Here is a 21278-nt window from a genome sequence, read left to right as displayed (position 1 = left end):
TTAGGGGATTTGTTTATCTGTGTGCTGGCGCGATCTGCAAGCTGCTGCAGCAAAAAACCGCTTGCGAGCCGAAGCGTGGCACGACAGGGCAGCGTAGGGCGCCGGAGACTGTGTGCGGCAGTATTCCGTCGCAGGATTACCCACCATGTATCGACGTACCGAAGTATCGATCTCAGGAGAGAGAAGCGTGCAAACCAAAACCCGGAACATCTTCACCCTCGGCATCATGGCTGCCGCCGCGGCAACGCTTGTTGCTTGCGGTGGCGGCGACGATTCGCCGACGCCGTCCCAGCCTTCTGTCACCGTGAGCGGCAAGGCGGTGGACTTCTACCTGTCTGGCGCGACGGTCACCTTCCTCGATTGCAGCAACAAGACCACGACGACGAATGCAACCGGCGACTTCACCTTCCCTGCAGGTTGCACCACGAGCGCGCTTAAGGTGACCGGCGGCACCGATATCGGTACTAACCAGCCGTTCACCGGGGTGCTGCAGGCACCGGCGGTGACATACAAGGAGGGCGTGACACCGGTGATCTCGCCGCTGACCACGCTGGTTGCGCAACTCGGCCCGACTCAGGCAGCTGCACTGGCGGCGAAGCTCGGCCTGGCAGGCAAGGACCTGGCCACGCTGGACCCGATGCAGGACGCAGCCACGCTCAGGGCGGCGGTCGTGGTACAGCAACTGGTCGACCAGGTCGCCAAGACGCTGACGGGCCTGGCCACGGGTGGCACGCTGACCGCCGAGGCTGCGGCCGCAGCGGCTGCCAAGGCGGTCGCCACCGCCGTGGCCGGCGCGTCGGGCACGGCTGACCTGGCCAGCAGCGCGCTGGTGACGAGCGTGGTGTCGGGCGCTGTGCAGAACGCCCAGAGCGGCCTGCCCGCGAGCCTGCAGTCGAACATTGCCGCCGTGGCAGCCAACGTGGCCGCACTGACCGCCCCGCTGATCACGAGCCAGGTGTCGAGCGTGAGCACAGCGCTGGACGACATCGCGCTGAGCAGCAGCCCGGCCGAAACGTTGTCGAAGCTGAAGGCGAGCGGGTCGATCAACGTCGTGACCGAGAGCGCACAGACCACGACGACCACGGCGCTGGTCAAGGCTATAACGCCGGCCGCGCTGACCGATGCGTCGAACGCGACCAAGCTGGCCGCACTCGGCGACGCCGTGTCGACCGGCAATACGACCGAGATCCAGCAGGCATCCGCGGACCTGGGCAGCGCGGTGAACAGCACAGCGATCAACGAGGTGGCGAACGCAGTCAAGCTGACCAACTACGTCCTGCTGTCCAACCTGACGATCAACGGCCAGGCTTACCCGATCACCGACTCGATCTCGGTCACGGGCGGCACGCTGAGCTCGATCAAGGTCGCGCTGACGCAGAATGGTGATGCCTTTAATGGCGGCCCGTCGCAAGTGCGCGCTGGCCTGAGCTATACCTACGGCGGCAACCAGGTCGACGTCATCATCGAGAACGTGACGCTGACGTTCAACGGGTCGCAACTGGTGGATGTGGTGGTGCCGGCCAACACGACTTATTCGTTCGAGATCAGCGGCAACGTGTCGGCTGCCGCAAGCCTGACCAATGGCGTCGCGGACAACCTGTTCGACAGCGCCAACGGCGGTTCGCTGAACCTCCCGTTCACGGTGTTCCTTGGCAAGCTCAAGTCTGCCGGCGCGCTGAGCCAGGCGCAGGTTGACGCCCTCACGCCGAAGTCGCCCAGCACGTTCCCCGTGACGTTTGCGCTGACAGGTATTAGCGGCAAGGACGTGAAGCTGGGTGCGCTGGTGGACGGCAGCGTGGAGAACGCCAAGACGGCGTCGGTGAGGACTGACGCGGCCAAGGTGACCGGCGACGGCCTCAAGACTACGGTTACGCTCAACCCGTGACCGGCGCGTAGTGCTGCCTTCCGCCAGGATGGGGAAGGCCATGCCCCCGGTCATCCGGACGCATGCCTCAGGGCAATGCCACGGGTGGCCGGGTTCTTTTTGTGTCTGCGTCGAGTCCCTGGGGACGCGCCACGAATGAGGCTTGCCCCGCAGCCTCGGAGTTTTCTATGCAGCTGTTTCGCAAGCGCCGGCTGGATCAAGCCTGCGCGCTGGTGCTGGGCCTGTCGTGCGCGGGCGCGGCCAGCGCCGCGCCGGACGATGTATTCATGCAGGCCGAGCCCGCCACGGGCGAGTTCACCTCAGTGCGGGTGGAGGCCAGCTACGACATGGTCAATCGCACCGTGGATGTCTTCAACCTGCGCGGGCAGCAGGGCCCCGTGTCGGACAACGCCGGCGACTATCGCGGTGGCAAGCTGATGCTGGGCTACAAGTTCTCGCCGTACTGGTCGGGGTCGGCCACCTACTGGCGCCGCGGTATCGATTACGGACAAGACCATAACCAGATCGACAGCTGGATGTTGGCCATGCACTACGACCCGCTGGCAGAGCCTGGCGCGCGCGATCGCATCATGGTGCGCTTCTCGCTATGGGGAGACCACTCCGGCAGCCTGAACCGCTCGACGCCGGTCACGGTTCGCAACACGACCTTCAACAGCCTGACGGTGAACAACGCGAATGACGTCCAGGGCCAGGCCGACGTCATCTTCTCGGGCGATCTGACCGAGCGCAACCAGCTCACGGGTTTCGTCGGGCTCGGGATCAGCCGTGTGACCATCGGGAACCTCAATGCCGGGCTGCAGCGGGGCAATTGCAATTTCAACGTCGCCATCGGCTCTGACAATATCGCCAACGGCGCGCTGGCCGCACCGTGCCGCGCTGGCAATGCCACCCTCCAGTCGGCCTCGTTCGCAGTCGACGCCAGCCAGTTCGGGATCAATTTCAACGACGATTTCAACTACACGGCCGGCTACCTGAACCTGGGCGGCTCATGGCGCTGGAAGTACGAGAACTTCGCCGCGCGGCTGGGCTACCAGTTCCAATACCTGCTGCGTAGCAATGTCGATGACCGCGCGAAAACCTATGGCTACTCGCCGATTCGCTCGAACCATACGCTGGGGCTGGAGCTATCGTATGCGGTAGTGAAGAACGTGGAGGTGTTCCTGCGCGGCCAGGCGTCGCTGTACAACTTCGTCGGCACCATCCCGTTCCTCTATAACGCCACGACCGCGGGCAAGCTGGACCGGTACTACGGCTACGGCTCGATCGGCATTCGCTTCTCCGGGTTCTGAAATCGAGATCCAGACTGGGTCCTTCTCTTTCAACAGACATAGGATGGCTGGGAGGCGCGAGTAGCGTGGCCAAGTAGTAGTGTTGATTCCTGTTTGTCACCAAGCCAATTTCGCTATGTCGCAATACACCTGGCTTGCAGTTCGAGCCTTGGGCATCGGTACGCTCATCGTGACCGTGGCCGTAGTCTTCCGGCAAGCATATCTGCGCGTTGCCACCGAGGCCGGCATTGCCAGCCCAGCAGAGGCGCACAGGGCAACGATGTTGAAGCAATGCGAGGCTATGCACAGCCGCCTAAAGAGTCGCCGTGTTTCCGAAGACGCTGCAGAAGCAGACCGGGATCCGCGCGCCCTTTGTATCGAATCGTGACTGTAAGGGGGCTGGCATCGCCGCTGGATACACAGCGACGCTTGCAGTCTTGTTTGTGAACCGCCGTATGCGGAGCCGCACGGACGGTGGTGAGAGGGGTGAGGGGGTGCCCCCCTCACCAAACTCAATGGCAGGCAGCTTCGTCAGGCAACCACGCTGTCAGCCTGATGATGGTCACCCTGCCCCAGGTAGCGGCGGAAGTCGGGGCCGACTTCCGGGTGCTTCAGCGCGTACTCGACAGTGGCCTTCAAGTAGCCAAGCTTGTTGCCGCAGTCGTAGCGCGTGCCTTGGTAACGGTAGGCCAGCACCTGCTCCTGGCCGAGCAGCGACTGGATGGCGTCGGTGAGCTGGAACTCGCCTCCGGCGCCCGGCTTGAGCTGCCGCAGGTGGTCGAAGATGCGCGGCGTCAGGATATAGCGGCCGACCACGCCCAGGTTGGAGGGAGCATCTTCCGGCGCGGGCTTTTCCACGATTCCGGACATCTTGATGACGCCCTCGTCCCATTCGCGTCCGTCGACTACGCCATAGGAGCGGCTCTGCTCCGGCGCGATCTCTTCCACGCCCAGCACCGAGCAGTTGTAGTGGTTGTAGATGTCGACCATCTGCTTCATCACCGGCGGATTGCCGTCGATCAGGTCATCGGCCAGCATGATGGCAAAAGGCGCGTCGCCGACAAGTTTGGCTGCGCACAGCACCGCGTGGCCCAGCCCCAGTGCTTCGGGCTGGCGCACATAGAAGCACTCGACGTTGGCCGGCTTGATAGAACGGACCGCGTCCAGCAGCGCCTGCTTGTTCTTGGCCTCGAGCTCCACTTCCAGTTCGTAGGCCTTGTCGAAATGGTCCTCGATGGCGCGCTTGGAGCGGCCCGTGACAAAGATCATCTCGGTAATGCCGGCGGCCATGGCTTCTTCCACGGCGTACTGGATCAGTGGCTTGTCGACGACAGGCAGCATTTCCTTGGGGCTCGCCTTGGTGGCGGGGAGGAAGCGGGTGCCCAGTCCCGCGACGGGGAAGACGGCCTTGGTAACGCGGTTGTCCATATCCTGTGTTCCTTCTGAATGTTTAGTGGTTCAATCAGCTGCTTCCACAACTCGTTATCAATGATCGGCTTTGCCATCACCCTGATCCGTCGTTACGCTGGCTCAGCCAACAACTTCTGCCTGCGGCGCGCAGTTACGACCGATGCGGCAGCATGCACGCTCCAGCCACGTCGCGCGACGTAGCAGTTCGATGCCAGCCCGGTGGCATTTCGCATCGAGCAGTTGTCGGAATTTTGCATAAGGCAGGCTCGAAAGCATGCGGGGGCGATTTGGGCTGGCCTATCCCGGCGCCTTCTTCCTGGCGCTGAAGTCCAGGTCCTCCGCACCAGCGGCTTCCCCTTCGCCAAGGCCTTCGGGGGGCTTTCCCTTTCAAGAATACGTGCGCACAACCTTGCTCTTGAGCGGCCATGGTCGCGCGGCGAGTATCCAGATACAGATCAGCGGCCCAAGAATCGGGATCAAGGAAAGATAGGCATATAGCGCGCTGAATCGCGCAGACCTGAACACGATGCGGAATGGAACGAACCATGCCGCCTCGAAGGCGACGAACGCTAGCAAATAGAGCATCGCGGCTTACCGGTGAGATTGACCCTGAGCGAAGCGCATTCCTAGTTTATTGTGCGCTGCAACTTGATTCTACCTACTCGTCAGCTGGGCCGAACCCCCCTGAGTAAGGGACTGCAAGCGAATGGGTCCGACCTCGAGTCCCTCCCCACTTGACGTTAGCGTGCGGCCGAAACTGCGGAGAATGAACGTGCGCATAGACCTCGTGAATGTGCCTCGATCATGGTCTGGAAGGGCGCGTGGTTTCCATACGCCGCGGTGGTGACGAGGATGAGCGCAGCCGCGGCGGCAACCGGTCGAAATGGTCTGAATTCAGAGCGCGTGAAAGCGCGAACAAAGAGCGCGCCAATTGCAGCGCCCAAAAGCCAGCCCGCGATGACTTCGGGAACCGTGTGCGCGTGATCGAAGACCCTGGCGACAGCAGTCAGCAGGCCGACAAGCAAGCCGGCGATGGCGCCGATGCCCGCGTTGCCTCCCATGCCCCGGGAAAGGAGTGCAATGGCGACGGTCCAGACCGCAGTCGACAAGGTCGTATGCCCGCTGATCATGCGAAATCCGATCGAGGAAATCTCGAACCCGCATCCGGCGTACAGGACTTTAGTGATGCCGGTGACTGCCATGCCGGCCGACAGAAGCAGTATCCAGCGGATGGCCAGGCCGGGAGCTGATACTCCCAGCCAGACTGCGCATGAAATGGCGACTGGTAGCGTCAATGCGGCATCGCCGACATCGCTGATTGCGTTCCACATGGTCTCTTTGGGGAGAGAAGCTGCCGCAGCTTAGCGCAGCCAAAAGAAACTGCATTCAAGGTAATCGGGGGGGGCTGCTGCGGTGGCGGCTGGGGCAAGCTGATACAGCACGACGGCATATGCCGCGATGAAGCGCAGGAGGTCAAGGCAGATCGGGGCCGGAGTCGCCGGGCGGCCTCTTCATTTCGGAGCCTTTGGCTGCTGGAGTGTTGAACTGCCCGTGGACGGGTACAGAGATGGTGAACGCGGCTGGGAATTTGTCATTCCGCTTCTTTCAGACGATGTGTCTCCAAACTGGGAGCCGCCTTCTGTGCCGCTATAGCGCTTCCCAATATCGGCGTTCACGCCAACCGGGGAGTAACTTTGTATTTCGCCAGAGCCGTAGCTGGCACCGCCGTACTGCGTGCCACCAGTCTGGCCGTAGCTGGCCACACCAAGACGCTGCCCGGCATGGGCGCCCCCAGCAACCAGCACGAGTATCAGGAGGGATGGAAATTTCATTTTCAGGCTCCGCTCATGAATGGGTGCGCACAAGCCTTGTCTTGAGAGGCCCACGCTCGAACCGCAAGCGTTTATTGTGCGCTGCAACCTGATTCTACCGACTCGTCGGCTATGTCGATCCCTTCGAAGTAGGGGATTCCAGGTGATTGCCCCGGACTCGAATGGCTCCCCACCGCGGCCATCCCGAGGCCTGAGCACCCGCCGCAGCCGTCCGTCCGGCTGCGCCTGCTTTCCGATCATTGATGCCGCGCTGGCCGCGCACCGTGCTCAGAACGGCAGCGGGCCCACCGCGGATTGCGGCGGCACCGGCGGGAACGCGATCAGTCCGGTCTGGCGCTGCAGCGCATAACGCACGTAGACGCCGGCATACCATTGGCGATAGTCACGCGCGTTGTCAATGCCCACCAGGCCGCCCACATAGAGTTGCTGCGCCGCCTGGTATTCGATCGAGCCGACCAGGTTGTAGGCCAAACCGGTCTTGGACTGGCCCGGGTAGACCGCGCTGGTCGCGTTGGTCAGGCCCTTGCCGTTGGCTGTGGCCACCGCGGCATTGGCGGCCGACTGGGCCGCAGCGTCGGTCGGGAAGTAGTTGGAGTCATCCTCGCTGAACGCCTGCACGCCAAGCGCGCCGCGCACGTTGTAGGCCAGCCGCCCGGTGCGGCCCGACAGCGAGAGCGGCACCGTCACCGCGAAGTAGGTCTGCGGGCTGAAGTACCCGCCCTGGCCGAAGGTGAAGTAGCGCAGGTTCTCCGCATACCCCATCGAGGTAAAGTTCACGCCGCTCATCAGGCGCTGGTCTGGGGTGTCGATCACGCGCAGGTAGAAGCCGCCGCCGCCTTCCCAGCGCGTATTGCGCTTGACGTCGTGGCCGGTCAGCAGGCCATAGCCGCCGTAGCCGTAGATGCCGAAGAGTCCGTCGTCCCAGCCCACGTCCGCGCGCGCGCTGCTGTTCATCACGCCGCCCCATTGCTGGCCCGTGCGCTCGTCGCGCACGCCTGCATAGGACAGCAGGCTGTCCGTCACTGGCCGGCGCGATGCGCCGAGCGACAGCGTGGTGCGCTGGGTCAGCGGCAGGTTCATGCGCACACCGGCGTTGACGTCGGTGTAGCGGAAGCCCAGCGGCGTGCTGCCCAGGTCGGCATTGAAACGGTCGGATTCGTAGGCCACGCCGAGCGCCACCCCAAAGGCGTTCTGCGTGCCCGCCGAGGTGGAATTCAGCGGGCTGCCGTTCAGGTTGGCCGCCGCGCCGTTCACGCCATAAGCCAGCGGACCGCCGCCAAAGCGCGAGGCGCTGTTGAAATCGCCGCCGACCGAACCGGCATCCAGTGCCACCGGCGTCACGCGTGCAACCAGCTTGCCGTTGCCCGCCGCCATCTTGGCCTCCGCCGTGACCTGCAGCTCGGTGAGCTGGCTCATGCCGGAATCGCCGTTGCGCCCACGCAGCATGGGGCCACCCGCGAGCGTGGCGGTGCGCTGGGACTCGATTTCCTGCAGCTCCTGCCGGGCTGTCCTGGGGCCGGTCGGGTTGGCCTGCGAATCGGTGTCGGCCAACCACGGCGCGCGCGACTGGGCGCCGAGCGGCTGGCGGGCCGGCACGGCGGATGTGGCGCCGTAGCCGTCGGCTGCGGCCACTGTCTGGGCAGCGGGGTATTGCGGTGCCGGGTATGGTGGCGCCTGGTACGGCGCCGCATTCGGAAACGGCGCCGGATACTGCACGGCCTGCTGCTGCGCCTGCGCGGCAGGATAGGCAGGCGCAGCCGCGCCGACCTTCGTGGTCTTGCCGCGCGTGGCGCTGCTGGCGGCCGGCGCGCGCGGCGATGCGCTGGCCGGCTGCGGGTAGTAGGCCTGCGGCTGGATGGCCAATGCGCCCGCGGCCGGCGCCGTGCCGAGGGGCGCGGGGACATACGGCTGGCCGTAGGCCTGCGCGCTGGTAAGCATCATCACCGGCGGGGGCAGGGCTGCTGCTGCGGTCGGCGCCGGCACGGCCACGTAGGGTGCCGGCGAGCCCGGGGGCGGCAGTTGCGAACTGCCGCGTTGGCCCGGCAGGCCGACAAAGGGGTTGGCAGGGACGCGGTCGAAGCCAGAGGCGTCAGGGCGGGCGCCGGGCGCGGCCCCGGCGGCGCTCTCTGCCGCCACCGCGGCGCGGAAATAGTCGGCCGCGCGCGACGTCTTGCCCTGCGCGCGGTAGAGGCGGCCGGCGGCGGTCAGCACTTTGGGCGACTTAGGCGCCTGCGCCAGCGCCATCTGCAAGGTGCCTTCGGCCCAGCTGAACTCCTTGGCGGCGGCGGCGGTACCGATTGCGGCCAGCATCAGGTCCAGGTTGCGCGGGTCTTTCTCCAGCACGCTTTCATACAGCGCGAGCGCCTTCTTGTTCTCGCCGGCCTGCGCGTACATGCGCGCCAGGCTCGCGCGCACGGCGCCGTTGCCGGGGCGCTCGGACAGCGCCGGGGCCAGCGTGTCGTAGGCCGCGACCAGGTCGCCGGCTTCGGTCAGCGCATCGGCCTGGCGCACGATATAGGCCACGCGCACATCGTCGTAGTCGCGCCGCTGGGGCTGGCTCATGCTGGCGCCCGCCAGCTGGCGCAGCACGCCGGCCAGCTCTACGTCCTGCCTGGTCTTGAGCAGGATGGCGGCGTACTGCAGCTGCATGCCGACGTCCGCGCGCGGCGTGCGGCTCATCACGCTGCGCATCAGCGACAGCGCGCGCACCTCGTCGCCGGCATCGGCGTAGGCCAGTGCCAGCGCGCCAAGCTGGTCGGCATCCTGCTGGGCATAGCGCTCGGCCTCCTGCAGCACGGCCAGCGCGGCGCGCTGCTGGCCGGCCGCGGCCAACTCGCCGGCGCGCGCGGCCTCGGCGTGCACCCACAGGCGACGCTGCAGCGTGCCCATGTCGCGCGTGCGGTTCTGCGGCGGGATCCGTTCGAGCGCATCGAGCCCGCCTTGCCAGTCGCCGGTCTCGGCCGACAGCAGGGCGCTGGCGTAGAGTGCGTCCGGCATGTCGGGGTTGGACAGCAGCAGGCCGTCCATGATGCCGCGCGCCTGCTCCTTCTGGCCCACCGAGGCAAAGGCGCGCGCCGCGTCCAGGCGTACCCACGGGTTGGTGGGATCGGCTGCCATGGCGTCTTCGAGCGCGCGGCGCGCGCCGGCGGTGTCGCCACGCTTCAGGGCGGCACGCGCCTGGGCACGCGCTTCGTCGGCGCGCAGCTTGCCGAGCGAGCCGACCTTCTCCTGCTGGGCCGGCGTGAGGTTCTGCACCATGGCCAGCGCTTCTGCGCTCTTGTTCTGCGCCGACAGCACGCCCACCAGCCCGCGCGTGGCGTCGGGATTGTCCGGATGCTGTTTGAGCACGCGGCGGTAGACGGCCTCGGCCTGCGCGTACTGGCCTTCCTCGGCCATCAGGTCGGCCAGGGCGACCTGAGCGGAGGGCTCGCGCGCGTCCAGCTTGATGGCACGTTCGAGCAGGCGGCGCGCTTCGGCGCGGTTGCCGGTGTTGCGCGCTGCGCTGGCCTGCTCGGAGAGCAACCAGTAGGTGGCGCTGTTCTGCGCTGCACGGTAGCGGCCGCCCGCGCCGCGCCTGGTGGCCTGCTCGAAATAGTCCACCGCCTCGGCGAACTTCTCCTGCTTGAGCCGCAGCACGCCCATGCCGCCGAGCGCGTCGGCATCGTCGGCGTGTTGCGCCAGGGCGCTCTGGAAGCGCTCGCCGGCGCGTTCGAGATTGCCCGCGTCGAGGGCGTCGAAGCCCTGCTGCACAAGCTGGCGCACCGGGCTCACGCTGGCGCCGGCCAAGCGCGCGCCTTCCTGCTGTGGCTGCGGCTGGATCCTGACCGCGTCGAGCTTCGCGCGGATGGTGGCATCGTCGGGATGGCTGGCCAGCCACGCCTGGTACAGCGGCGCATCGGCCGGGCGCCCGCCCAACCAGGTCAACGCGCGGCGCCAGCTCTCGCGCGCCTGACCCGCCACGTCGGGGCTCTTGCTGAGCGCTTCGAGCCCGCGGATGCCTTCGCGCCGGGTGGATTCGCGGTAGGTCAGGTGCTGGGCCAGGGCGAGCTGGGCGCGGTGGTCGGACGGATTGGCGCGCGCGAGCTGCTCCAGGCCCTTGCGGGCCTCTTCCCAGCCTTGCGCGGTGCCGCCCAGGGTCTGGTAATACTCGAGCGCGAGGTTGCCCTGCGGCGCGGCGCCGCCGGCGGCCTGCTGGTAGCGCTTGACCGCTTCCTCGCTCTGGCCGCTGCGTGCGAGCTGGCGCGCCTGCTCGAGCTGCTGGCCTGTGCCGCCGCTGGTGATGAGCTGCGTCAGACGCGCCACCTGAGACGAGCCGGGCTGGGCTTTCTGGAGCCGCTCGAGGTAGGAGCGCGCCGCATCGGCACGGCCCGACTCGGCCTCGGCCACGCCCATTCCGTACAGCGCCTCGGGCTGGTTGGGATTGAGGCGCAGGATTTTCTGCCACGCTTCGGCGGCGCGGTCGCTGCGGCCGCGTTGCTGCCAGTACTTGCCCTGGTCCACCAGCAGTTTGACCGGGTCCTCCTGGGCGGCGGCGGCTGCGCTGAATGCGGTCAGCAGGCTCAGCACGAGCGTTTTCGCGCGCAGTTGCCTGGCGCGTGGCGCCCGCAGGGAAATGGTCGCGCGTCCGTTCATGGCCGGGCGCTTGCGGTTCGGCATGCTTTCTCCCACTCCAGCTCGAGTTGCCCCGAAGGGGCGAACCGGTAGCGGCCTTCGGCAAAGCCGAGGCCGAATAGTCCCAATACGGTGTCGTAATACGTGGCGGCGGGCTTGCCCGCGGCTGCCGCGCCGAGCATGGCCTCGGCGCGCGCGCGCTGCGCCGCGGCGGCCGGCGATCCGGCCGCCTGCAGGAAGGGCACCAGCGCGGCGGAAAAGCCGGCCGGGCCTTCGCCCTCGAGCGCGCCGCTGCCGGCGTGCATGCGCTCGGGCGGGGCGGCGCGCCCCACCATGCGCTGCGCCTGCGGCGCCATCACCTTCATCAGCACACGCCCGGCGGCATCGCCACGCGGCGTCATGCCGGCCCACAGGTAGACCCGGATCGCGTCATAGCTGCTCACGTCGCCGTTGACGGGGTCGGTAAGGAAACCCATGCCGCCCTGGTCGGTGCGGTATGCCGACCAGTCGGGCACGATGCCCTGTCTCGCCACTGCCTCGATCAGGCGCCCGGCCTGCGTGGCAAGCGTGCCCCACGGCCCGGACGGATCGCCGTCGGCCAACCGGCGCAGCAACGGCACCGGCAGGTAGCTGGCGTTGAGGCGCCACTGGCGCGCGCCGTCTTCCTTGCCTTCGGCAAAGCCCTGCGGCCCCGGCAGCAACATGGCACCGAAGCCCGGCAGCGACACCACTTCCTCGCGCGCCACCAGCTTCAGCAGTGCGCGCGCCTGCCCGGCATAGCGCGGCTGGCGCCACACGCGGGCCGCCTCGAACAGCGCGAAGGCAAACCACAGATCGGCGTCCGAGGCGGAGTTGGCGTCGATCACGCCCCACGAACCGTCGGTGCGATGGCCCCACTGCCAGGCCGGCAGCTTGTCCTGCAGGCTGCCCGCGCCGAGGTTGGCGATGCTCCATTGCCAGAGGCGGTCGAACGTGGCGCGGTCATTGGCGATCAGCGCGAACACCATGCCGTAGGACTGGCCCTCGGAGGTGCTGTGCTGCTCGCGCGTGGACGGGTCCAGCACGCGGCCGTCGGCCTGCACGAAGCGCGACAGGAAGTGCTGGTACAGCGGCCAGGGGCAGGGGGAGGGCGCCGCGGCGCCCGCCAGCGCCGGCCAGCCTCCCAGCACTGCGAGCGGCCCGAGCCGGGCAATCGCGCCAAGCCCCGGAAGGCGCGCCAGCCAGCGGCGGCGCGGCTGGTTGATGTTCACGTGGGTTCTCCCCGCTTGCGCCGGTTGGCGCGCGCGCGCAACGAGACGAACAGCAAGGCCGCCAGCAGGAGCGCGACGCCGCCGATCATCGGCACCATGGTCAGCGACCGCCGCGACAGCCACCACTGCGCATAGGTCCACGGCGGCAGCTTGCCCACATGGTAGTTCTGCTGCGCCGCCAGGCTCTCGACCTCCTTGCCGTGCACCAGCGCCAGGCTGCCCTGCACGCGCTTCACCTGCTCGGGATCAAGCAGCACCTCGGTCATCGCCAGCAGGCCCTGGGGCGCATTGCTGGCCAGCGCCACCACGCTGCGCCCGGACGCCAGCGGCGACTCGAAGCCGCTGAGCACGGCGTCCGTGCTGACGCTGGTGAGCGACAGGCGCGTCTCCACGGGACGGTTGCGCGTACCGTCGGCGCCGTTCCACCAGCCCATCACGGTGGAGACGATGTCGGTCAGCGCAAAGTGTTTTTCATTGCCCGCCAGCGAGACCGGCATGCGCGCGGCCCACTGGGTGAAGAGCGGCTGGTTCTGCGTGGTGCCGATCACCAGCAGGTCGCGCGCGGCCATCTTCCCGACCTGGGCCGCGCCGGCCACCGCCACGCCGGTGGCGGGGTAGCCGGTGGATTCGCCCATGCGGCCCATCAGCGTGAGATAGGCGGAGTAGTCCTCGGCGCCGGGCTTGTCCGGAAGGATCACGGCGGTCTCGGCGAGGTCGGCCAGGCGCGTGAAGGGGAAGCCGCTGTTGCCGAACACCGCCAGGTCCGGCAGCGCGATAAAGTGCGGCAGGCCGGAGACGTCGATGGTGGAGTCGGGATCGATGGCGCCCTTGACGTTGTCGATCAGCACGTCCTTGCAGGCGCCTTGCTTGAGATAGTCGTAGTAGAAATGGAACTGCAGCTGCGACTGCGCGGGCAGCATGAACAGTGGCAGCTCGATACGCTCATCCACCGGCACCGAGCCGTCCGGCAACACCTTGGCCAGCAGCTGGCTGGCGCGGCCGTCCGGGTTCTTGACCGGGCGCAGGGCGTAGGCGCGCAGGAACTGCTGGTTGACGTTGATGTTGAGCGTGGACTTGTCCAGCGCCGGGCGCGGTGTGTAGCGGTACTTCAGTTCGATCGGGATGCCCTTGCTGCGCCAGCCGAATAGGTCCGGCGGCAGGCGGAAGTTCACGCGCACCAGGTCGGGGCTGTAGCCCGAGACGTTGAGGTCGCGCACCTCGACGAGTTCACCGAAACGAACCGGGCGGTCGCTGCGGATCCAGTTGGGCGCGTCATAGGGCACGCGCGGCGCGCCCTCGTCGAGCTTGCTGATGGTGGCGCTCTGGCCGGAGAGTGCGCGTGCGCCCAGCGTAAGTGCGCGCGCGGCGGTCTTGAGCTCGGCGCTGTCGCGGCCCATCACCAGCAGCAACTTGGCGTTGGCATCGCCGGGATTGGGCACCACCGCGAGCGCCGGGCCGTTGATGGCCGGCACCGCCACGTCGGCCGGCTTTTCGTCGTTGGTGACAAACACCACTGCGTTGCCGCTGGCGGGCACCTGGTTGAGGGAGGCGGCAAACGACGCCCCGCGATAGCCGGCCAGCGCGCCGAACCACGACGACACCGCGCCGGCGGCTTCCAGCGTGGCGGCCGAGGGCTGGCCCGCGAACACGAAGGGCAGCCTGAGGCGGCCCACGTCGCGGCGGTCGAAGAACGGCAGCGGCAGCAGCGAGAGCTCATTGGCCAGCACCACTGGCGCGAGCGTCAGCTCCAGCACGCTGCTGTTGCCCACGGTGGCCCACAGGCTGGAGTGGAAGGGGTCCTCGCACTCCGTGGTGTAGTGGCCGATCAGCTGCAGGTTGAGCCGGTTGAACTCGGTGATCAGGCGCGGCGAGATGGTGAGGTCGCGCTCCAGGCTGGTGCCCGCGGTTTCCCTGGGCACCGGCACGGTGGCAGCGACCTCGCCATTGACCATGACGTTGATGTGCGAGAGCGACGGGATCAGCGCGGGCGAGTACGTATAGCGCAGCTTGAGCCTGGCCGCGGTCACCACTTCGTCGGCCCGGATCGAGAATGGCACGCCGTTGATGGCGTCCACCCCGCGCAACTGGAACGGGGCGTCGGCGCCGAGCTGCTTGAGCGGGATTTGCACGGTGCGGCTGCCGCTGCGCGGCGCGGCGGGTGCGGCCGAGGGACCGGCAGCCTGCGCGGCAACCGTGTCGCGCAAGATATCGGGCTGGGCGGGGCGCTGTGCGCCGACGGGGTGCACCGCCAGCATGGCGAGCGCGAACAGGGTGCCCATGCGGGTGAGTGCGGGTAGGCGTGGTGTCTGGTTCAAACGCATTCTCTTCTTGTGCCAGTGGTCCGTTGCATGTGGTGCGCCGCAGCCGGACGGGACGCGGCGCGTGAACGGCTCTGGCTGGTCAATTGGCGGAAGCGCCGGGCTCGGGCCGGCGCAGCAGCCGGCGCATCTCGCGGCTCAGGTGGAACATCACGTTATGGAAGCCGAGCAGGCCGATGCGCAGGATCTGGCCGGCCGCCATGCCGGGCGCGTCCGGGCGCTTGCGGCCCCACGAATCGATCCAGGCGTCGGCGCGGGCGAAGGTGCACTGGATGAAGGCCATCTCCTCGCGCGAGCTCATCTCCCCCAGCACCAGCCCGGTGTGCGACTCGCCCTGGAACACCACCCTGGCGGGGAACATGTGCTCGTCGTGTTGCAGGTACAGCGAGATCCGCACTGGCTCGCCCACCTGGGCCTCGACGCCATGCGGCAGCCGGATGCCGATGCCGCCTTCGGCAAAGTCGATGGTTTCGCATACCACGGCGCGGCCGTCGCCGAAGTGCAGCGTGGCCGGCAGCTTCATCGCCACGCGGTGCGCCTCGCGGATCTGGCGCGTCTCGCTGGCCGCGGCAATGGACGCGCCCAGGATGATGAGGTTGTAGAAGGTCCAGGCCAGGTTGAGCACCACCGTGGTGGCCTCCTGGTGCCACACGAACAGCCGCAGCAGGCCCACCACTACGCCCAGCAGGTTGAACAGCAGCAGCACCAGGTAGGGGCGCGAGATGACCCAGTCGAAGTACGCTTCCTCGATCACGCCGCCCTTGGGCGTCACGTTGAACTTGCCGGCCGCCGGGTTGACGAAGGCCACCAGCACCGGGCGCATGATGTACCACGCCAGCACCGATTCGTAGACCTCGTTCCAGAAGGAATGGCGGAACTTGCCCTGGATGCGCGAGTTGGTCATGTTCGCGTGCAGCATGTGCGGCAGCGCGAAGATGGCGATGGTCAGCGCCGAGGCCTGGATCACGTGCGCGCCGAACAGCAGGTAGGCCAGCGGCGCGGTCAGGAACACCAGCCGCGGCAGCCCGTAGAAGAAGTGCAGCATGGCGTTGAGGTAGCACAGCCGCTGCGGCAGCGACAGGCCCGGGCCTAGCAAAGGGTTGTCCACCCGGCAGATCTGCGCCATGCCGCGCGCCCAGCGGATGCGCTGGCCGACGTGGCCGGACAGGCTTTCGGTGGCCAGCCCGGCCGCCTGCGGAATCGCCAGGTAGGCCGTGCCGTAGCCCTTGCGGTGCAGCTTGAGCGCGGTGTGGGCGTCCTCGGTCACGGTCTCCACCGCAATGCCGCCCACTTCGAGCAGCGGCGCGCGGCGGATAATGGCGCACGAGCCGCAGAAGAAGGTGGCGTCCCACAGGTCGTTGCCGTCCTGCACCAGGCCGTAGAACAGCTCGCCCTCGTTGGGCACCTCCTGGAAAGTGCGCAGGTTTTTCTCGAACGGATCGGGCGAGAAGAAATAGTGCGGTGTCTGCAGCATGGCCAGCTTGCGGTCCTTGATGAACCAGCCCATGCAGATCTGCAGGAAAGAGCGCGTGGGAATGTGGTCGCAGTCGAAGATCGCCACGTACTCGCCGTGGGTGTTCTTGAGCGCCTCGTTGATATTGCCGGCCTTGGCGTGGCGGTTGTGGTTGCGCGTCACGTGGGTGACGCCCACCTTCTCGCAGAACGCGCGGAACTCCTCGCGGCGGCCATCGTCGAGCACGTAGACGTTGATCTTGTCGCGCGGCCAGTCCATCGACATGGCGGCGAACACCGTGGGCTTCACCACCGACAGCGGCTCGTTGTAGGTGGGGATGAAGATGTCGACGGTGGGCCAGGTGGCGCTGTCCGCGGGCATCGGCACCGGACGGCGCTTCAGCGGCCAGGCCGTCTGGAAGTAGCCGAGCAGGAGGACCACGAAGGCATACAGCTCGGCCAGCACCAGGCCGATGCCGAACGCCGCGTCGACCCAATTGCCCAGGCTTATCGTCTCCGTCAGCCGCCAGTACATATAGCGGCTGGACACCGCGACCGACAGCACCACCATCATCAGGGTGGCGAGATGGCCCTTGACCCGGTTAAGCCACATGGCCAGAACGATGCAGGCCGTGACAAAGCCGACTTGCTGCCAGAATTCCAGCGGCACCGTGACCACCAGCGCAAACATGAACAGCGCCAGCACCAGCGCCAGGGTGCGTACCGGCCTGCGGTTCCACAGCGGCAGTTCCACGAAGCCATTGCCGAACCGCTGCAAGGCCGCCGACAACGCGTTGGGGGAGCGCATGGACTGGTCTGGCTTCACGCGGCTTCTCCATGGGCCGCCATGACGCGGCGCAGCCACGCGGCGCAGCGCTGCAGGTCGTGCGTGGCCTGGCTATGTGGGTTGTACTCGAGCACGCTGCGGTCGTAGGCAAGCGCCTCGGCCACGGCCTGGTCCTGGTGGATCACCCCCAGCACGCGCTCGCCGAGCTGGGCGCGCAGCACTTGCACCACGTCCTTGCCAAGCTGGCGGCTCACGTCCACCTGGTTGATGACCAGCACGTGGCCTAGGTAATCGGGACGGCCTTCGCAATAGGTGCGGATCAGGTCTTCCATCAGAGGCATGGTGGCGTACGAGGCGGCGTCCGGCAGCGAAACCATCACGCAAAGCTGCGCGCATGACAGCGCCTGCCGCATGTAGGGCGAAGGGCCCGGCGGCGTATCGATGACCACCACGTCGTCGCGCCCCAGGCCCAGCGTGCCGAGCTGCGTGCGCAGCCAGCCAGGATGGGTGACGAGATGGGCCTCGAAGGCGGAGCGGTCCGCTTCGTTGAGCGCGCCGAACGGCATCAGCACCACGCGAGAGCGGCCGCGGTACATGCTCTGCTGCCAGGCCTCGCCTGCCAGCGTGGCGCGCGCGTGGCCCGACACCTCGTGCGGCGGCATGCCGAAATGCAGGCGCAGTGCATTCTGCGGGTCAAGGTCGACGGCGAGGACGTGCTCGCCGGCCTTGGTCAGGGCTTCGGCGAGGTTGGCCGACAGCGTGGTCTTGCCCACACCGCCCTTGGCCGAGACGACTGCAATGATTTTCACGAGCGATTCAGCCGATCGAGGAAGGAACGGCGGGCGGGCACTCGCTCGCTGGCCGGAGCCGGCTGCGGGCGGCCTTCGAGCCGCGCGAATACGCGCGACAGTTCGGTGCCGGCAGCGACCGGCTGGGCAGGCTGGATCGGGCTTGCCCGCTCCAGCTCGGCGGGCTCGGGTGTGGGCGTCCAGATGGCGGCGGGGCAGGAGGATGCTGCAGGCTCGGCAGCAGGAGTGAGACCGGATGCGTGGCCAGATGCGGGACCTGAAGCGGGCGGCACCGCCGGGACAGCCTGGGCCAGCGTCTGCGGCGCCGGCGGCATGCCTTCGGGCGTGCGAAAGCGCGGCGCCATCGCGGGCGCCTCGACCGGGTTTGCCATCGGCTTTCCCGCGGCCGTCATGGCCGGCGACGCTACGGGCGCAACGGGTGCCGCCGCAGGCTGTCCAGCGCTATGCACCGGCGGCACGAGGCCGGCGCCGTCCACCCGCACCGCCGACAGCAGCGGCCAACGCTCGCGCGCTTGCGCCGCGGCGTCCTCGCGCACGATCTCTTTATAGGCTTCCGGCTTGCCGCCAAAGCGCTGGAACAGCTGGGACAGGTCGTCTAACTGGCTCATGGTTCTGACTCACGGAGAGGAGTGCTGTTGCTGGGGAGGCCGGCCCGGCAGGGCGGGCCCGCGTCGCCTCAACGGCCAAACCGGAATTCCAGGCACCCGGCAGCATCGATCGGCGTACTTTGGCTGACCTTCAGGGTGTCGGACGAACCCAGCATGCGAAACCAGTGCTGGTAGGCCCCTTCCAGGAATGCCGGCGACCAGCTGCCGGATGACTCGCCGAGCGCTGCCTGCAGCGGCGCGCAGTAGTGGCGGATCACCAGCGCGCCGCCAGCATCCTCGATGCTGGCCCATCCCCAGTCCACGTCCAGCCAGATCTGCGCAAGCGCCCGCTCGAGTTCGGCCAGCGTGGCGCAGTTGCCCGGATCAAACCGCTGGGCAAACCGCACGCCAACGCGCCACATGAAGGCGCGCAGGCTGGGCGGGTCCATCACCCCCGAGAGTTCCTCGGCCAACGCCGTCAGCACGTCACGCCATTGCGAGGAGCAGTGGCGCTCGGTCAGGTATTGCAAGATCGCTTGATTCATCCCTAAAAAAATCCTGTCCTATGAAAACCTGGCGCAGCCGCACCCGTGCTAAGGCGCGCAAGCCCAATCGGCGGCTCCGGCGTTCGCAAATCCGCATTGCGCGGGCCGCAATCGGCGAGCCTGACAGCTTCCCTCCGCGGTGGGAAGCCTCCCCCTGCTAAAGCGGGGAAACGCAATTTGCAAACATGGGGAATTCTGATTCGCCACCGGGCCCTTATCGCTCCGATATCCGTGAGGAGTATGCGCATTGGTCCAGCGCGACTTTTGCGTCATTGACGTCGATACGATGATGGCAATCAGGAGAACGGCGTGAACCGGAGCCGCCAGCAGGCGCAAGCACAGCTTTCAGTGGATTGACGGGACATAAGACGGCAGAAGGGCGTACAAAAAATCTAAAGATGCTAAGCAGCAGTGCATCGTGAAGGGACGCGAGCTCTTCGAAGAAATGGGGATCGGTACTTCGCGCCCCTGATTTCTGTGCAGTGGTACCAGCCTGCCTCAGATTCCGCGCACTGCCAGCAAGTTGACAGCGCCAGCTTTCTAGCCATCCTTGCAACCACGCCTCCTCCTAACCTGGCGTCGGCCAGGAGAGGCAGGGAGCGATGATGCAGGTTACTGTTACGGAGCAACCACGAACACATCTGTGCGATTCGCCGTATTGCCTGAGTTCGCCTGGACAAAGAAGGGCACAAAGGCATTTCCCATTGTCGCCAACCCTTCATAGTCGCCGACAAAGAAGCCCGATGCCGCCGGCGCCGTCTTCATATCGAAGGGACCGGCCAGATGGACTTCGCCGCCGAACGAAACGCCCCCGTTGCCCGAGGTGGTGAGCCAGTAGTCCGTAGGCAGCGTGGTGGTGTTGCCGGTGGCCAGGTTGCGGAAATCGTAGTAGGTAACAGCAACGATTCCGGCAGAATTGACTCGCACGGACGGCGTGAATGCGGGACGTCCGGTAGGCGTATTGACGCGAATCGGAGTGCTCCAGGTCTGGCCGCCGTCGCGTGATGTCGACATGGCGATCTCATCGTACAGCCCGCCATTGAAGCGCGAATCCTGCCACACCACGTAGAGTTGCCCGGTTGCCGGGTCGATGGCCGGCTCGGGAATGATGTCCCCGGTGCGCACTGCTTCGCCGGTATTGGGATCCGTCACCCCCACCGTGCGCATGTCGGCGATGACGTTAGGCTTGCTCCAGGTGGCGCCATCGTCGGTCGACATGACGAACGCGAGCTTGGACGCGGTGATATTGAAGGGCGGCCTGATGAGGTTGAAGAAGTTGTAGAGCGTGCCGGTCTGCGAGTTGACCACGATCTGGTTTCCAATGGTCTGCTGCCGCGACGGGGTGTTCACGATCACTTTCGGCGGGCTCCAGGTCAGGCCGCCGTCGACAGTCTTGGAGAACAGCGCGGGTCCGCGGAAGGCGGCGGTGTGCAAATTGGCATACGGATTGGCATTCGGCTGCTCGAGACGGTCCCATACGGCGTAGGCAACGCCAGGGGTGACCGGATTGGCCGTCACCGATTCCTTGTCGTTGAAGAACTGCGAAGAGGGTTCGTTATCCGCAATGATGACACTTAGGTTTTGCCAACTCTTGCCGCCATCGCGCGAGACCGCGGCGCCGACCGCGTTGCTGTTGTTGGAGCGGTTGAACGAAATCGAGATCGCATAGGCGGTGCCGTCGGGCCCGATCGACACCCACGGGTCGGAGGCGCGCTCGTAACCGAGCCCGCCGGCGCAGGCACTGAACGGCAGGGCCGTCTGCGTCCAGGTCTTGCCGCCATCGAAGGAGGAACCGGCAACCAGACCACGTGCGCCGCCATCCGACCAGCGGTCCTGCTGCCACACGCCAATGAAATTGGTGGGGTTGGCGGGATTGATGGCCAGATAAGGTTCGACCTCTGCATTCAAATAATTTATGCCGGTGCCGCCGCCAACGGTGCATCCGGCAAATGGGCTGGGGCCGGAAACCAGCGTGGCCGCCTGGCTGGGGGGGCTGACCGTCACGGCTGCGCAGAGCGCGGTTCCGGCTAGCAACGGGATAAGCTTGTTATTGCAATGCATGAGGACCTCCTCCAATTGCAGACGGCTCGCCTCAGCTTAGGCAACTTGTCTCGTTGGCAAGATGACGAATTGTTAATTCTGTATGAGACCTGGCTTTTTGACCTCCGGCTTACAAGCGGTGCTTTCCTGAACCATGTTTCGGCTGGGGCAGGGCGATGGCAAGGGATGGAGCGGATGCCACCCGCGCGGCCCGGCGTTCATGCAATGCAGTTTGCCGCCGCGGCGCTGTCCCCAGGGGGCGGCGCTGGGTTACGCCGGTCGCAGCGTCTTGTGCTGCACTTTTCGGTTCGAAGCAAAGCGGGCCTCATGGCTTGTGTTTGCCGCTCGAACGTCTAGCGTGAAAGGAAGGGAGGCGAATACAAGCTGACCAACAATGTCTTGACTGGGGACCTGTCAGAAATTTTGTGTTTAGGGCATAACATGTCGATAAGGAGCATGTATGCCACGCAAGACGAAAACCAGC

At 66.5% G+C, this 21278-nt stretch carries 13 protein-coding genes; 2 read left to right on the top strand and 11 right to left on the bottom strand.

Features of this window, described 5'->3' with window-relative positions; translation table 11 throughout:
* The first annotated feature begins 187 nt into the window (after positions 1-187).
* Together AC3WL8_RS34875 and AC3WL8_RS34870 are read left to right on the top strand one after the other, a co-directional pair.
* Positions 188-1885 carry a hypothetical protein gene (locus AC3WL8_RS34875; protein WP_492379802.1) on the top strand — a complete coding sequence of 566 codons (1698 nt, stop codon included), beginning with the start codon at positions 188-190 and terminating at the stop codon, positions 1883-1885.
* Positions 1886-2052: 167 nt separating this feature from the next.
* A complete protein-coding gene (locus AC3WL8_RS34870) occupies positions 2053-3174 on the top strand; it encodes a hypothetical protein (RefSeq protein ID WP_153953992.1) in 1122 nt (373 codons plus the stop codon).
* 510 nt (positions 3175-3684) lie between these two features.
* Here AC3WL8_RS34870 and galU read toward each other — a convergent pair.
* The 11 genes from galU to AC3WL8_RS34815 form a co-directional block, all read right to left on the bottom strand.
* Positions 3685-4581, bottom strand: a complete 897-nt coding sequence (galU, locus tag AC3WL8_RS34865) for a UTP--glucose-1-phosphate uridylyltransferase GalU (RefSeq protein ID WP_492379801.1) — start codon at positions 4579-4581, stop codon at positions 3685-3687.
* A gap of 722 nt (positions 4582-5303) precedes the next feature.
* Positions 5304-5894, bottom strand: a complete 591-nt coding sequence (locus tag AC3WL8_RS34860; protein WP_492379800.1) for a phosphatase PAP2 family protein — start codon at positions 5892-5894, stop codon at positions 5304-5306.
* A 180-nt stretch (positions 5895-6074) separates the two neighbouring features.
* Positions 6075-6395, bottom strand: a complete 321-nt coding sequence (locus tag AC3WL8_RS34855; RefSeq protein WP_492379799.1) for a hypothetical protein — start codon at positions 6393-6395, stop codon at positions 6075-6077.
* Between the two features lie 267 nt (positions 6396-6662).
* Entirely contained in the window at positions 6663-11051 is a 4389-nt protein-coding gene (locus AC3WL8_RS34850; RefSeq protein WP_492379798.1) for a cellulose biosynthesis protein BcsC, read from the bottom strand.
* Positions 11024-12256 (bottom strand): cellulose synthase complex periplasmic endoglucanase BcsZ, encoded by a 1233-nt coding sequence (gene bcsZ, locus AC3WL8_RS34845; RefSeq protein WP_492379797.1) that lies wholly within the window; start codon positions 12254-12256, stop codon positions 11024-11026. The genes AC3WL8_RS34850 and bcsZ overlap by 28 nt, the downstream gene beginning before the upstream one ends.
* Positions 12253-14577, bottom strand: a complete 2325-nt coding sequence (gene bcsB, locus AC3WL8_RS34840; protein ID WP_492379796.1) for a cellulose biosynthesis cyclic di-GMP-binding regulatory protein BcsB — start codon at positions 14575-14577, stop codon at positions 12253-12255. The genes bcsZ and bcsB overlap by 4 nt, the downstream gene beginning before the upstream one ends.
* Positions 14578-14656: 79 nt before the next feature.
* Positions 14657-16834 carry a UDP-forming cellulose synthase catalytic subunit gene (gene bcsA, locus AC3WL8_RS34835; protein ID WP_492379815.1) on the bottom strand — a complete coding sequence of 726 codons (2178 nt, stop codon included), beginning with the start codon at positions 16832-16834 and terminating at the stop codon, positions 14657-14659.
* Between the two features lie 14 nt (positions 16835-16848).
* Complete coding sequence (bcsQ, locus tag AC3WL8_RS34830; protein ID WP_492379795.1) at positions 16849-17622, bottom strand: cellulose biosynthesis protein BcsQ; 774 nt, start codon at positions 17620-17622, stop codon at positions 16849-16851.
* Positions 17619-18230 carry a cellulose biosynthesis protein BcsP gene (gene bcsP, locus AC3WL8_RS34825; RefSeq protein ID WP_492379794.1) on the bottom strand — a complete coding sequence of 204 codons (612 nt, stop codon included), beginning with the start codon at positions 18228-18230 and terminating at the stop codon, positions 17619-17621. Before bcsP ends, bcsQ begins: the two co-directional genes overlap by 4 nt.
* 68 nt (positions 18231-18298) lie before the next feature.
* Positions 18299-18754: a cellulose biosynthesis protein BcsD gene (gene bcsD / locus AC3WL8_RS34820; RefSeq protein ID WP_013953037.1), complete on the bottom strand. Its 456-nt coding sequence runs from the start codon at positions 18752-18754 to the stop codon at positions 18299-18301.
* A 618-nt stretch (positions 18755-19372) separates the two neighbouring features.
* Positions 19373-20815 (bottom strand): sialidase family protein, encoded by a 1443-nt coding sequence (locus tag AC3WL8_RS34815; RefSeq protein ID WP_492379793.1) that lies wholly within the window; start codon positions 20813-20815, stop codon positions 19373-19375.
* Between the last annotated feature and the right edge of the window lie 463 nt (positions 20816-21278).

This window comes from Cupriavidus sp. FW305-F7, from assembly GCF_058782875.1.
The sequence above is the reverse complement of the archived record's forward strand: the minus strand, read 5'-3'. Positions and strand labels throughout refer to the sequence as shown.

Coding starts and splice junctions, on each gene's coding strand:
- AC3WL8_RS34870 (WP_153953992.1), top strand. CDS start 2,053: ATGCAGCTGTTTCGCAAGCGCCGGCTGGATCAAGCCTGCGCGCTGGTG.
- galU (WP_492379801.1), bottom strand. CDS start 4,581: ATGGACAACCGCGTTACCAAGGCCGTCTTCCCCGTCGCGGGACTGGGC.
- AC3WL8_RS34860 (WP_492379800.1), bottom strand. CDS start 5,894: ATGTGGAACGCAATCAGCGATGTCGGCGATGCCGCATTGACGCTACCA.
- AC3WL8_RS34855 (WP_492379799.1), bottom strand. CDS start 6,395: ATGAAATTTCCATCCCTCCTGATACTCGTGCTGGTTGCTGGGGGCGCC.
- AC3WL8_RS34850 (WP_492379798.1), bottom strand. CDS start 11,051: ATGCCGAACCGCAAGCGCCCGGCCATGAACGGACGCGCGACCATTTCC.
- bcsB (WP_492379796.1), bottom strand. CDS start 14,577: ATGCGTTTGAACCAGACACCACGCCTACCCGCACTCACCCGCATGGGC.
- bcsA (WP_492379815.1), bottom strand. CDS start 16,834: ATGCGCTCCCCCAACGCGTTGTCGGCGGCCTTGCAGCGGTTCGGCAAT.
- bcsP (WP_492379794.1), bottom strand. CDS start 18,230: ATGAGCCAGTTAGACGACCTGTCCCAGCTGTTCCAGCGCTTTGGCGGC.
- bcsD (WP_013953037.1), bottom strand. CDS start 18,754: ATGAATCAAGCGATCTTGCAATACCTGACCGAGCGCCACTGCTCCTCG.
- AC3WL8_RS34815 (WP_492379793.1), bottom strand. CDS start 20,815: ATGCATTGCAATAACAAGCTTATCCCGTTGCTAGCCGGAACCGCGCTC.